This is a genomic window from Shewanella sp. BJSY2023SW005, from assembly GCF_047314585.1.
Lineage (GTDB): Bacteria > Pseudomonadota > Gammaproteobacteria > Enterobacterales > Shewanellaceae > Shewanella > Shewanella algae.
The window spans coordinates 46,263-58,867 of the sequence record NZ_JBKORJ010000062.1 but is presented as its reverse complement, the minus strand read 5'-3'; the positions used below and the strand labels follow the sequence as shown (position 1 = coordinate 58,867).

Annotated in this window: 14 protein-coding genes; 13 read left to right on the top strand and 1 reads right to left on the bottom strand. The window is 53.5% G+C overall.

Annotated features, from left to right (window positions below; translation table 11 throughout):
* Positions 1-7 precede the first annotated feature (7 nt).
* The 9 genes from ptsP (at position 8) to ACMHXI_RS19540 (ending at position 8,089) form a co-directional block, all read left to right on the top strand.
* Positions 8-2,242, top strand: coding sequence for a phosphoenolpyruvate--protein phosphotransferase (gene ptsP / locus ACMHXI_RS19580; protein ID WP_044734950.1), 2,235 nt, complete (start codon positions 8-10; stop codon positions 2,240-2,242).
* A gap of 49 nt (positions 2,243-2,291) precedes the next feature.
* The gene (locus ACMHXI_RS19575) at positions 2,292-3,092 is read left to right on the top strand and encodes a sulfite exporter TauE/SafE family protein (protein WP_062793821.1); all 801 of its coding nucleotides are present in this window, start codon (positions 2,292-2,294) and stop codon (positions 3,090-3,092) included.
* 37 nt (positions 3,093-3,129) lie between these two features.
* Positions 3,130-3,957, top strand: a complete 828-nt coding sequence (gene lgt / locus ACMHXI_RS19570) for a prolipoprotein diacylglyceryl transferase (RefSeq protein WP_413735888.1) — start codon at positions 3,130-3,132, stop codon at positions 3,955-3,957.
* The gene (gene thyA, locus ACMHXI_RS19565) at positions 3,957-4,751 is read left to right on the top strand and encodes a thymidylate synthase (RefSeq protein WP_208181651.1); all 795 of its coding nucleotides are present in this window, start codon (positions 3,957-3,959) and stop codon (positions 4,749-4,751) included. Before lgt ends, thyA begins: the two co-directional genes overlap by 1 nt.
* Before the next feature lie 116 nt (positions 4,752-4,867).
* Entirely contained in the window at positions 4,868-6,043 is a 1,176-nt protein-coding gene (nhaA, locus tag ACMHXI_RS19560) for a Na+/H+ antiporter NhaA (protein WP_025010547.1), read from the top strand.
* Positions 6,040-6,423, top strand: coding sequence for a hypothetical protein (locus ACMHXI_RS19555; protein WP_037474378.1), 384 nt, complete (start codon positions 6,040-6,042; stop codon positions 6,421-6,423). The genes nhaA and ACMHXI_RS19555 overlap by 4 nt, the downstream gene beginning before the upstream one ends.
* A 16-nt stretch (positions 6,424-6,439) precedes the next feature.
* Positions 6,440-7,348, top strand: coding sequence for a transcriptional activator NhaR (gene nhaR / locus ACMHXI_RS19550; RefSeq protein WP_025010548.1), 909 nt, complete (start codon positions 6,440-6,442; stop codon positions 7,346-7,348).
* A 98-nt stretch (positions 7,349-7,446) separates the two neighbouring features.
* On the top strand, positions 7,447-7,686 hold the full coding sequence (locus ACMHXI_RS19545; RefSeq protein ID WP_028779782.1) for a succinate dehydrogenase assembly factor 2: 240 nt from the start codon (positions 7,447-7,449) through the stop codon (positions 7,684-7,686).
* A complete protein-coding gene (locus ACMHXI_RS19540; protein ID WP_144218476.1) occupies positions 7,667-8,089 on the top strand; it encodes a protein YgfX in 423 nt (140 codons plus the stop codon). Before ACMHXI_RS19545 ends, ACMHXI_RS19540 begins: the two co-directional genes overlap by 20 nt.
* 17 nt (positions 8,090-8,106) lie before the next feature.
* Here ACMHXI_RS19540 and nadB read toward each other — a convergent pair whose 3' ends face one another.
* Positions 8,107-9,717, bottom strand: coding sequence for an L-aspartate oxidase (gene nadB / locus ACMHXI_RS19535; protein ID WP_413735884.1), 1,611 nt, complete (start codon positions 9,715-9,717; stop codon positions 8,107-8,109).
* 199 nt (positions 9,718-9,916) lie between these two features.
* Between nadB and rpoE the strand changes: the two genes are divergently transcribed.
* The 4 genes from rpoE to ACMHXI_RS19515 are packed head-to-tail and all read left to right on the top strand — an operon-like array spanning position 9,917 to position 12,572.
* On the top strand, positions 9,917-10,495 hold the full coding sequence (rpoE, locus tag ACMHXI_RS19530; RefSeq protein ID WP_025010551.1) for an RNA polymerase sigma factor RpoE: 579 nt from the start codon (positions 9,917-9,919) through the stop codon (positions 10,493-10,495).
* A gap of 24 nt (positions 10,496-10,519) precedes the next feature.
* Positions 10,520-11,140, top strand: a complete 621-nt coding sequence (locus tag ACMHXI_RS19525; RefSeq protein ID WP_413735882.1) for a sigma-E factor negative regulatory protein — start codon at positions 10,520-10,522, stop codon at positions 11,138-11,140.
* A gap of 9 nt (positions 11,141-11,149) precedes the next feature.
* The gene (locus ACMHXI_RS19520; RefSeq protein WP_025887844.1) at positions 11,150-12,082 is read left to right on the top strand and encodes a MucB/RseB C-terminal domain-containing protein; all 933 of its coding nucleotides are present in this window, start codon (positions 11,150-11,152) and stop codon (positions 12,080-12,082) included.
* A gap of 10 nt (positions 12,083-12,092) precedes the next feature.
* Entirely contained in the window at positions 12,093-12,572 is a 480-nt protein-coding gene (locus ACMHXI_RS19515; protein WP_413735880.1) for a SoxR reducing system RseC family protein, read from the top strand.
* The last annotated feature ends 33 nt before the right edge of the window (positions 12,573-12,605 follow it).

The window sequence follows — 12,605 nt, the reverse complement described above, 5'->3', positions numbered from 1 at the left end:
GGAACAGGTGTTAAACACGCTCAGGGATATTACTCAGGCAGTTGCGGCCGCAAGGGATCTTGAGGCTGCCCTTGAGCTATTGGTCGGCCAGATAAAGGCCGCCATGAGCACTCAGTGTTGTTCTATCTATATTCTGGATAAAAATGAGTTGGTCCTCTCCGCCACAGATGGCTTGGAACCCAGTGCCGTCGGCCGGGTTCGCATGCCGTTGACCGAAGGTCTGGTAGGCCTGGTTGCCGAGCGTGAAGAAGCTATCAACCTTGCTGATGCCAGAGCCCATCCCAGATTCAAACTCTTTCCCGAAGTGGCCGAAGAGGAATATCGCGCCTTTCTCGCCGCGCCCATTATCTATCAGAAACAGTTGCTTGGCGTCATAGTAGTGCAGCAGCCCAGTGCCCGTCAGTTCAGTGAAGGGGAAGAAGCCTTTCTAATGACGCTGGCGGCGCAGTTGGCCATGGCCATTCGCGGCCTCAAACAAAAAGCCAGCGTCAAGGAAGATCAGCTGCAAATCCTGTTTCAGGGCACGCCGGCCTCCAATGGTATCGCCATTGCCCATGCTTTGGTGCTGGGCGGGCAGATATCACTGGAGCAGCCGGATCAAACCGCAGCAGATATCCCCAATGAGCTTGAGCGCCTCAAGACAGCAATCGAGCGTTGCCGTAACACCCTGAGTACCCTGGCACAGCGTTTTGACCGTGAGCAGGATGAAGAGGTGGTGTCTATCTTCTCGGCGCTGCAACTCTTGCTGGAAGAGGCCAGCCTTGGGGGCGAATATCGCGATGAGGTGCTTGCGGGTTGGTGCGCCGAGTCGGCGGTCAGTCGCGTGTCTTTGCGTTACATCACCCAGTTTATGGCGATGGAAGACCCCTATCTCAAAGAGCGGGCCAGCGATATCCGTGACCTGGGGCAGAAGGTGCTGCGCCAGTTGATTGAGCCGGAACGGTTGGAGCTCAATGCCGATAAGCCGGTTATTCTGGTGACCCGTGAGGCGGATACTACCTTGTTGGCCGAGTTTCCGCGGCAAAAGTTGGCCGGGATAGTGACAGAGCTTGGCGGGGTCAACTCCCATGCCGCTATTCTGGCCCGGGCGCTGGGTGTACCGGCCATCACAGGGGTCGACCAGGTCTTGGCTGCCGACATCGACAAGAAGCTTTTGGTGCTCAATGCCACTCGCGGTCAGCTGATGGTGTCACCGTCTCCGGCCGTGGTCGGTGAGTACCGCAGTTTATTGTCTGCCGAGAGAGCGTTGCAGCGGCAATACGCCAGAGAGCTGAACCTGCCGGCCGAGACGGTCGATGGCAAGCGTATTCACCTTTACATGAACGCCGGATTGCTAAGCGGTTTGGCCTCGGAAATCGCCGAAGGCGCCGATGGTATTGGGTTGTATCGCACCGAAATCCCCTTCATGTTGCAACAGCGCTTTCCCAGCGAGTCTGAGCAGGTAAAGGTGTATCGCCAGGTGCTGGAGGCGGCGTCCGGTCGGCCCGTGGTGATGCGCACCCTGGATGTGGGCGGGGACAAACCCTTGCCTTATTTCCCCATCAAGGAGGAAAACCCATTTTTGGGCTGGCGTGGCATTCGCTTGTCGCTGGACCATCCCGAGCTGTTTCTGGTGCAAATTCGCGCCATGCTCCAGGCCAGCGGCAGCGGTGAGCAACTGCATATTTTGCTGCCCATGGTCAGTAATCTCGATGAGATAGATCAATCGCTGGAATATATCGAACAGGCTTATTCCGAGCTTAAGTCGGATGTGAACCCTGAGCTGAAAAGACCCAAGGTCGGCATTATGCTGGAGGTGCCGGCGCTGCTGTTTCAACTGGATGAAGTCGCCAAGCGTGTTGATTTTGTTTCCGTCGGCAGCAACGACCTGACCCAATATCTGTTGGCGGTAGATCGCAACAACCCCAGGGTCAGCGCCCTGTTTGACAGCTATCATCCTGGGATATTGCGTTCACTGAAACAGGCGCGGGAGACCTGCCGTCAATATGGCCTAGGTGCCAGTGTCTGTGGCGAATTGGCCGGTGAACCCGGCGGCGCTTTGCTGCTTGTCGCCATGGGCTATAACCGCCTGAGTATGAACCAGGGGAGTTTGGCCAGAATAAATTATCTGCTGCGGCGAGTGCGCAGCAGTGAACTCGAGCAGTTGTTGGCCGAGGCGCTGACACTCAGGAGCGGCAGTGAAGTGCGGCAGCTGGTGCACGATTATTTGGGGCAAAGAGAGCTGGCGGCCATTCTCAACTGAACCTGCCGTGGCGGGTGTATGGAATAACAACAAGAATTAAGGAACCTCTGTGGACACATTTCTCTGGGTATTCGGTGTTTGTCTGGCGTTGGGGGCCTTTGTCGGCTTTATGGCCGGCTTGTTGGGGATAGGCGGTGGTCTTATTGTGGTGCCGGCGCTGTTGTATATTTTACCCAAGGTGGGAGTTCCCGCCGCGCAGTTGCCCCATGTTGCCATTGCCACTTCGTTGGCGGCCATCATTTTGACCTCTTTTTCATCGGCCCGCGCCCATCACAGCCACGGCAATATTCCCTGGCCACTGTTTAAATCCATGTTGCCTGGTCTGGCGCTGGGGGCCTTGTGTTCGGGGTTTATCGCCGAATTGATCCCGGCCGATGATCTGCGCCGCGCCTTTGCCGTGTTTGTAATATTAATGGCCGTCCAGATGGCATTCCCTTTTCGCCCATCGGCGAAAGAGGGCTTGCCGCCATTTCCCGTTTTACTCATAGTCTCGGCGATTATTGCCATTATTGCCGCCTTGATGGGCATTGGTGGTGGGGTGCTTTTGGTGCCTTTCCTCACCTGGTGTGGGCTGCAGATGCGTCAGGCGGTGGGTTTTTCATCGGCTACCGGCCTTATCATCGCCCTTTGGGGGAGTTTAGGGTATGTTATCGCAGGCTGGAACGCCCCGGATATGCCAAGCGGCACTCTGGGATACATTTACCTGCCGGCTTTGGTGGGCATTATTGCCTCCTCAATGTTGGTGGCGCCTGTGGGTGTAAAAGCGGCCAGCACTTTGCCGACGCCGGTACTGAAGAAAATATTTGCACTTTTATTGGTTGTTGTGGGTCTTAAACTTATTCTGGCCTGATCTGCGCCGTAGTTAATTTAGGAATCGTCTTTCTGTTATGGCTTTAGAATTTCCCAATATTGATCCTGTGATCGTATCTTTTGGCCCCTTTGAGCTGTTCGGCCAGACTTTTGAACCGGCTTTGCGTTGGTATGGTTTCATGTACCTGCTGGGCTTTTTGGCCGCGATGATACTGCTCAACCGTATGGCTGACAGATCCAAGGGGTTATGGAGCCGCGAACAGGTATCGGATCTGCTGTTTTACGCTTTTCTCGGGGTGATCCTGGGAGGACGCATAGGTTATGTGCTTGTCTACCATCTGGATTTCTTTATTGCAGACCCCTTGTACCTATTCAAGATCAGCGAAGGCGGCATGTCTTTCCACGGCGGCTTGATGGGGGTTATTCTGGCCATGCTCTACATCGCCTGGAAACAGAAGCGCAGCTTCTTCGCGGTGGCCGATATGGTGGCCCCCGTGGTGCCCATTGGCCTGGGCGCCGGGCGCCTGGGTAACTTTATCAATGGCGAGCTTTGGGGCCGAGTCACAGATGTACCTTGGGCCATGGTGTTTCCTTCCGGCGGCCCCGAGCCTCGTCACCCTTCGCAGCTGTATCAATTTGCCCTCGAAGGGGTAGCGCTGTTTATTTTGCTGCAATGGTTCAGCAGACGCAGTTCCAAGACAGGAGCCGTGTCCGGGATGTTTTTGCTCGGCTATGGTATCTTCCGCTGCATAGTGGAAACGGTCAGACAGCCGGATGCCCAACTCGGGCTTTATTTGGGCTTTTTGACCATGGGACAGATACTGTCAGTGCCCATGATCCTCTTTGGACTCTATCTGTTAATGCGTAATGCGCCGCAGGCCGGCGTGGTGAAGGACAAGCAGTAATGCAGCAATATCTTGATTTAATGCAACATATTTTAGATTCCGGTACCGATAAGAATGACCGTACCGGCACGGGAACCCGCTCTGTATTTGGCTACCAGATGCGTTTTGACCTCAGTAAGGGGTTCCCCTTGGTGACCACCAAGAAATGCCATCTGCGCTCCATCATCCATGAGCTGCTCTGGTTCCTGAAAGGGGACACCAATGTTGCCTATCTGCATGAAAACAAAGTGACGATTTGGGATGAGTGGGCCGATGAGTCCGGTAATCTGGGGCCGGTTTACGGCGCTCAGTGGCGCAGTTGGCCAACGCCCGATGGTGGTCATATCGATCAGATCACTCAGGTGATAGAGCAGATCAAGGCGCAACCTGACTCCAGACGTTTGATTGTCTCGGCCTGGAATGTCTCCGAGCTCGACAAGATGGCGCTGGCGCCTTGTCATGCCTTCTTTCAGTTTTATGTAGCCGATGGCAAGTTGTCCTGTCAGCTGTATCAGCGCAGCTGTGATGTGTTCCTGGGATTGCCGTTCAATATCGCCAGCTACGCCTTGTTGACCATGATGGTAGCGCAGCAGTGTGATCTTGAATTGGGCGATTTTGTTTGGACCGGCGGTGATACCCACCTTTACTCCAATCATATGGAGCAAACGGCGCTGCAACTCAGCCGTGAGCCCAAGCCTTTGCCGCAAATGAAAATAACCCGTAAACCCGAATCAATTTTTGACTACCGATTCGAAGATTTCGAGTTGTCCGGTTACGAACCTCATCCTCATATTAAGGCGCCTGTCGCTATCTAAACCGGGTTTTTCGTGGAATACTTCGCATATCTCGAGGTATTCCATAGAAACTTTCGATTATACTTACTTAAATCCATCTACTACACTCAAATCAATTATGTTTTTGGGAGTTTAGTATGGAAAAGGCACTTCGGAATTTCCTGAGCCAGGAATCTGCCGGCGGTATTTTGTTATTGATTGCTGTAGCTTTGGCTATGGTCCTGGCTAATTCACCGCTTTCCGGCCTCTATCAAGGTTTTCTGGATACCCCGATGCAGTTGCGTCTCGGGGCCCTGGATATCAACAAGCCCTTGCTGCTGTGGATCAACGATGGTCTGATGGCGCTGTTCTTTCTGTTGATTGGTCTGGAAGTCAAACGTGAGTTGCTGGAGGGGGCACTGTCCAGTGTTTCCAAGGCATCTCTGCCAACCTTTGCCGCTATAGGTGGTATGGTTGTTCCGGCCGCTATCTATCTGCTGTTCAATGCCAATGATCCTGTGACTCAGGGGGGCTGGGCGATTCCGGCCGCGACTGATATCGCCTTTGCGCTGGGGATCATGGCACTTTTGGGTAACCGGGTTCCCGTGGCGCTCAAGGTGTTTTTGCTGGCGCTGGCAATCATAGATGACCTGGGTGTAATCGTTATTATTGCGCTGTTCTATAGCAGTGATCTATCCATGATCAGCCTCTTGATTGCCGCCGCTGCCGTCATAGGTTTGGTTACCTTGAACCGCCGCGGTGTGACCGCGCTTGGAGCCTATGGCGTACTGGGGGCCATTCTCTGGGTCGCCGTACTCAAGTCCGGGGTTCATGCCACTTTGGCCGGGGTGATCATCGCCTTCTGTATTCCGCTGCGCGACAAGCAAGGTGGTTCACCGTCCGAGCACCTGGAGCATGCGCTGCACCCCTGGAGCACCTTCCTGATCCTGCCGGTATTCGCCTTTGCCAACGCCGGGGTAGCCTTGGGGGGCATGTCGCTGGAAAGCCTGGTATCGCCTGTACCTCTGGGTATTGCATTGGGTCTGTTGCTCGGTAAGCCGATTGGTGTGGTGTTGTTCAGTTTTATTGCGGTTAAGTTGCGTCTGGCTGAGTTGCCTGAGGGCATTGCCTGGCGCCATATCATGCCTGTGGCTGTGATGTGCGGTATAGGATTTACCATGTCGATGTTTATTGCCTCTCTGGCATTTGAGCATGGTGGCGTTGTCTATAGCGATTTGGCCAGGTTGGGGATCCTGATCGGATCTATGTTGGCGGCAGTCGTGGGCTATTTCTGGCTGTCAAAAGTGTTACCTGAAAAAGGAGAAAAGGAATGAAAACAAGCATAATGGCCGGACTCATTCTGGCGGGCTTAGCCCCTTTGGCTCAGGCGTCACAGATAGAAGCCTGTATTGCAGACAAGGAAGCAGCCCTGTGTCAGAGTTACCTCGAAGGCGTTGTTGATGGTGCCCTCATGTATAAGCCACAAGCGGTAGGCGCTCGCCTGGACAGCAACGGCTATGAAGCCCGCGCCCTTAAGTATCGGGGAGGAAAGCGCTTTCAGGAAGCCAATCGCAAGTATTGCCTGGACAGGATCCCGGATCGGGATCAACTGGTACAGGGTATCAGCGAAGCCTTTGAAAGCGGCGAGGTCAAGGATATAGATACACTACAACTTGCCGTAAATAATTTGCTGGACTGTCAGCGTTTGAAGTAAGGAGTCGGGGCAGCCTATGTCTCATTTGAACTACAACCACCTGTATTACTTTTGGATGGTGCATAAGCAAGGCTCAGTGACCAAGGCTGCCGAGACACTCTGTTTAACTCCCCAGACCATTACCGGCCAGATAAGGACGCTGGAAGAAAGGCTCAAGGGGAGTCTGTTCAAGCGGGTGGGGCGCAACCTGGCCCCTACTGAATTGGGCGAGCTGGTGTTTCGTTACGCCGACAAAATGTTCAGCCTCTCTTATGAGATGCTTGATGTGCTCAACTATCGCAAGGATGAATCCATCCTGTTTGAGGTGGGTATTGCCGATGCTCTCTCCAAGGCGTTGGCCAGTCGGGTGCTGATGTCGGTGATCCCGGCCAACAGTTCCATGCACCTAGCCTGTTATGAGGCAACCCACGAGAGCCTGATGGCCAGGCTCAGGGAGCATAAACTGGATATGATACTGTCGGACTGCGCCGGTGAGTCTCTCAAGTATCCGGAAATTCTCTCCAAGAAGTTGGGGGAGTGCGGTATTGCCTTTTTCTCGGCGCAGGAGTTTAAAAGTGGCTTTCCCGAGTGTCTGGAAGAGGGGCCCTTGCTGATCCCCAGTCGGCGTACTTCTCTGGGCCAGCAACTCTATCGCTGGTTTGATGAGAAACGCCTTAATGTCAAGATTCTCGGTGAGTTCGACGATGCGGCTATGATGAAGGCCTTTGGCTATTTCCGTAAAGGGATATTTGTCGCCCCCTCCATCTATCAGCAAGATATTCTCGAGCACAACATACGTCTGCTCGGTGAAACCATGGAGATCAAAGAGGAATATCATGTGATGTTCGCCGAACGGATGATCCAGCATCCGGCGGTGCAGCGCTTGCTGGAAACCGATTTTGGTGACTTGTTTGCCGGTCGTGACCTTCAGGTGCAGCAGTTCTGATACGGGTGGATGATTAAGGCGGATATTCGACAGCGCAGACGCCAGAATGTAAACTTGCGACAAAATTCTTGATTGGAGCATGATAGGTGTCTGACTTGATGAGTACCCCCAGGGTTAAGTGGGCATGTCGCCGTGGTATGCTGGAGCTTGATGTACTGTTTCAACCCTTTGTGGAACAGCATTACGAGACTCTGAGCCCTGAGGATAAGGCCTTGTTTGTTCGTCTGCTTGAGTGTGAAGATCCTGAGCTCTTTGCCTGGTTTATGGGGCATGAGCAATGTCCGGATCCGCAACTGGCACAGATGGTAGTGCGCGTTCGTGGCCGGGCAGCGCCATAGGTTTCAACTCAGTTCTTCCTTCAGCCAGTATCTGAGTCTGACGGTGCTGGCTGCTATTTGCCTGAGCAGCTTTCTTGCCTGGCCGGCGCTGGATTATCCTTTCTATTTACCTTTCAAATGCTTATGTTTGCTGCTAATGCTGGCAGGCTTTGGCCTTGCGCTGTGGCGTTTGCGCCGCTGGCAACTCTGTTTCTGGCTTAATGAATTGGGTGAAGGACAGTTCGAACCCGGTTCGAGTTTCGAACTTAGTGGCAGACCTTGGGTCAGCCCCTTTGTGGTGACTTTTACCTATCAGGGGGAGGATAACTACGGGCGTTGCTGGCTGTTTGCCGATATGTTTGACGACACAGACTATCGTCACCTGTGTCGTCTATTGTTGCAGCGCTCAAAGTCCGCTAACTGAACTCATTCCTGCCCAAGTTATTCAGGTTGCAGAATGGTCGGCTGCGGATTCTCCAGTTTCTGCGGATGATCGATATTACAGTGTAGGCCGCGGCTTTCCTTGCGGGCCATGGCGCAGCGGATGATCAACTCGGCCACTTGCACCAGGTTGCGCAATTCCAGCAGGTTGTTGCTGACGTGGAAGTTGCTGTAATACTCCTGGATCTCCTGTTGCAGCATGGCGCAGCGGCGCAGGGCACGCTCCAAACGCTTGTCTGAGCGCACAATGCCGACATAATCCCACATAAAGAGTCTCAGCTCATGCCAGTTGTGGGCAATCACTACTTCTTCATCCGAGTTACATACTTGGCTTTCATCCCAGGCCGGGATATTGCCGGGCATGGCAATTTTACCCAGTTGGCTTTGAATATCGGTCGAAGCGGCGCGGGCGAATACCAGGCACTCCAGCAAGGAGTTACTCGCCAGGCGGTTGGCACCGTGCAGTCCGGTATAAGCCACTTCACCTATGGCATAGAGTCCATTGAGATCTGTCTGACCGTGAAAATCTGTCATTACCCCGCCGCAGGTATAGTGAGCGGCAGGCACCACAGGGATAGGTTCCTTGGTGATATCTATCCCTAAGTCCAGGCAGCGCTGGTAAATGGTGGGGAAATGCTTGATGACAAATTCCGGGTCCTTGTGGCTGATATCCAGATAGACGCAATCGGCACCGAGGCGTTTCATTTCATAGTCTATGGCCCTGGCCACTATGTCCCTTGGCGCCAGTTCGGTGCGTTCATCAAAGTCAGGCATAAAGCGACTGCCATCGGGACGGCGCAGATAGGCGCCTTCACCACGTAAAGCTTCCGTCAGCAGGAAATTGCGGGCATCTGAATGATATAGACAGGTTGGGTGGAACTGATTGAATTCCATGTTGGCCACCCGGCAACCGGCACGCCAAGCCATGGCAATACCATCACCACTGGCGATATCCGGGTTTGAGGTGTACTGGTAAACCTTGGAACTGCCGCCGGTCGCTAGGGCGACAAACTTGGCCTTGATGGTTTCTACCTGCTCAAGGTTACGGTTCCAGACATAGGCGCCCAATACCCGGTTGCCCGGACGACCCAGTTTACGGGTGGTGATCAAATCTATGGCGTTATAACGCTCAAGCACCAGAATATTGGGGTGGGCCTGGGCCATCTCCTGCAGTGTGGTCTGTACCTCTTTGCCGGTGGCATCGGCGGCGTGCAGAATACGCCTGTGGCTGTGGCCGCCTTCGCGGGTTAGATGGTAGGCGCTGTCATTGATGCTGCCATCGGGATTTTCTTCCTTATCGAAGGCAACACCGCATTCAATCAGCCATTGCATGGCGGCTCGGGCATTTTCGGCCGTGTAGGTTACCACGGCTTCATCACAGAGTCCGGCGCCGGCGACCAAGGTGTCGGCCACGTGGGATTCTATGGTATCCTCCTCGTCGAAAACCGAGGCTATGCCCCCTTGGGCATAATAGGTTGAGCCTTCGTTGAGAGGACCTTTGGAGAGTAAAATGACTTTGGTTTTTTCAGCCAAGTGAAGGGCGAGAGTCAAGCCCGCTGCACCACTGCCTATGACCAGGACGTCAGATTGGTGTTCAACTACTTGTTTCATCGGGTATCATGAGATGTGACTGGGGGTTCGGTTATGGTAAACCAACTCGCAAGGGATGGATACAACCCAGCTCAGGATATTCACAGTACATTTTTTGCAAAACATCAGAACTTTTTCGAAGCACGCTAGTCTACATAAGTGAATATGATTCGAGCGACTGAGAAATCAGCATTATAAGATTTGGGAGAAGTCGGCTCGGATGAGTGGACAAACAAGTGATCAACAACTGGTTGAGCGCGTACAACGTGGCGATAAAAACGCTTTTAACCTGCTGGTGCAAAAGTACCAGAGTAAGGTCATCAACCTGATATCCCGTTATGTACGGAATCAGGCCGATGTAGCAGACGTGGCGCAAGAGGCTTTTATCAAGGCTTATCGGGCGTTACCTAATTTCCGCGGTGAGAGTGCCTTTTATACCTGGTTGTACCGAATAGCAGTAAATACGGCCAAGAATCATCTGGTGTCACAGGGGCGCAGAACACCTGCGAACGATGTTGATGCCGATGAAGCCGAATTTTACGATGGCAGTGATGCCCTGAAAGAGTTCGCCTCTCCTGAGCGGTTGATGCTTTCAGACGAGATAAAGAAGACTGTCTTCGACACTCTCGAATCGCTGCCGGAAGAGTTAAAGATGGCTATCTCCTTGCGTGAGCTTGATGGTATGAGCTACGAGGATATTGCCAATGTGATGGATTGCCCTGTAGGTACTGTGAGATCCCGTATCTTTCGTGCCCGGGAAGCCATAGACAAGAAGCTCCAGCCTTTGCTGGAAAGATGATCCTTTAATAGAGACAGGTGAGTAATGGATAAATTAGGTCAGGAGTGGGTTTCTGCGGCAGTGGACGGCGAAACCGACGCTCAGACGCTGGCAGAACTGGCTGGTGACACTGCTTCTCACGACAAGTGGCGTAACTATCATCTTATCGGTGATGCTATGCGTGGCGAGTTACCTTCCGCTATCCCCTTGGATCTGTCCGCCAGTATTGCGGCCGCTATCGACAAGGAGCCGGCGATTGTCGCACCTGTCACCTCAACCCCGGTATCTGTGGCCGATGAGCCTCAGCGTCAGATTGCCAGCGGTGCTAGAGTGATCCCCATGTTCAAGCAGTTTGGCCAGTATGCTATTGCCGCCACCGTTGCCATGGTTGCCATTGTTGGTGTTCAGAACTACAACCAGACTCCCGAAAGCCAGGAGCCTGCATCCCCTGTGCTTATTACCCGTCCTTTGGTGGGCAGCGCCTCACCCGTTAGCCTGCAAACCGGGCCGGTTCAGCAGCCACAGGGCTATACCAATGAGCAGTTGATTGAGCAACGCCGCAGGATCAACAGCTATATTCAGGATCATATGTTGCAACAGAGATTGAATGCCGGTGTGGTTATGGATAACAATAATGAGGTCGTTCCTGTTCCTATGAATCGTTAAGGAAATCTCTTGCGCCTTTTCCTCCTGGCCATTCTGGCCTTTGCAGTACCTGCCTTTGCGCAGGATGATATGTCCGCCAAAGCCTGGCTTGAAAAAATGAGTCAGGCTCTGCGCGAAAAAGAATACAAGATTTCTCTCATCCAACTTCAGGCCGATAATATTCGGCCTTTGGTATACCTGCACGGTAAAGTCAACGGCGAGGAAGTGGCCTTTCTCGAACACCTCAATGGTCCGCCAAAGAATGCCGTTCGTGTCGGCAATACAGTGACCTTTATCGAACACGAACAGCCCGCCTACAGCATCAAAGCCAAGCGTATTCAAGGGGTGATGCCGGCAGCCTTCTTCGGTGACAGTGGCGACCTCGAAGCCGGGTACCAACTGGTGCTGGGTGGCCGCAGCCGTATTGCCGGACGTCCTGGACAGATGGTTCGCATTTTACCCAATGATGAATATCGCTATGGTTTCCAGGTGTGGATGGATATGGAAACCTTCCTGCCGCTGCGCTATGACATGCTGAATCAGGACAAGCAGTTGTTGGAGCAGTTGTTGGTCATTGAATTGATAGAACTGCAGGAAACAGCACCTCTGCTGGTGGAGGCCTACAAGCAGGAATGGCCGGCGGTGATGAATCCATCAGAGCGGGAAGATGGCCAGAACTGGCAATTTGATTGGCTGCCGCCTGGTTTTCAGGTGGTGGTTCGCGATCATCATCGCCTGATAGGCAGTCATGAGCCGGTGGAATACATTGCCCTCACCGATGGCCTCAGCAATATCTCCGTCTACGTTGCCCGCGCCGGTGATGCGCCCATGCCGGAAGAACTGATGACCCGTAATGGCCTTTCCATGGCGGCTGACAGAGTCGGTAATCTGGAAGTGGTTGCAGTCGGTAAGGTGCCGACACAAACGCTTATCCGTATCGCTTCGGGTCTAAGGCTGGAGTGAGGACAGGGTTATGATGGAACAGGTGGCTAAGGTCATAGGTACAGACAGTGATGGTTGGGTCAAGGTGCAGGTGGAGTTGAAGAGCGCCTGCAATCACTGTTCCAGCAGCGAATCCTGCGGCACTTCGGCAGTTGCCAAGGCGTTTGGCAGTCGGCTGCAGGAGTTTTCCCTGCCCAGCACTGAAACTTATCCCGAAGGCACTTTACTGCGTTTGGGCTTGCCGGAAAGCGTAGTGCTCAAGGCGGCTCTGCTGGTTTACATGCTGCCTTTGGCCGGGTTGTTTCTGGGCGGGCTATTGGGGCGCTTTGTTGCCTCGCTCGCCGGGTTCAGTACAGATGGCGGTGCCATATCCATGGCGATCGCCTTTGCCTTGCTGGCTTGGCAACTGGGCAAGTCTCAGGCACGCAGGATTGAAAATCGGGCTCAACCTGTCATTCTCGCCAATCTTGGCCAAGCCATGGAGAGTGCTTCAGAAACTCACCGTCACTAATCCAGTCCTTCCCGCAAAGGCTCAAAGTGTGAA

Bases quoted from the DNA above. Each gene is read 5' to 3' on its own strand.
- ACMHXI_RS19525 (WP_413735882.1), top strand. From the start codon at position 10,520: ATGGATAAATTAGGTCAGGAGTGGGTTTCTGCGGCAGTGGACGGCGAA.
- nhaR (WP_025010548.1), top strand. From the start codon at position 6,440: ATGTCTCATTTGAACTACAACCACCTGTATTACTTTTGGATGGTGCAT.
- lgt (WP_413735888.1), top strand. From the start codon at position 3,130: ATGGCTTTAGAATTTCCCAATATTGATCCTGTGATCGTATCTTTTGGC.
- nadB (WP_413735884.1), bottom strand. From the start codon at position 9,717: ATGAAACAAGTAGTTGAACACCAATCTGACGTCCTGGTCATAGGCAGT.
- ACMHXI_RS19515 (WP_413735880.1), top strand. From the start codon at position 12,093: ATGATGGAACAGGTGGCTAAGGTCATAGGTACAGACAGTGATGGTTGG.
- rpoE (WP_025010551.1), top strand. From the start codon at position 9,917: ATGAGTGGACAAACAAGTGATCAACAACTGGTTGAGCGCGTACAACGT.
- thyA (WP_208181651.1), top strand. From the start codon at position 3,957: ATGCAGCAATATCTTGATTTAATGCAACATATTTTAGATTCCGGTACC.
- ACMHXI_RS19545 (WP_028779782.1), top strand. From the start codon at position 7,447: ATGAGTACCCCCAGGGTTAAGTGGGCATGTCGCCGTGGTATGCTGGAG.
- ACMHXI_RS19555 (WP_037474378.1), top strand. From the start codon at position 6,040: ATGAAAACAAGCATAATGGCCGGACTCATTCTGGCGGGCTTAGCCCCT.
- nhaA (WP_025010547.1), top strand. From the start codon at position 4,868: ATGGAAAAGGCACTTCGGAATTTCCTGAGCCAGGAATCTGCCGGCGGT.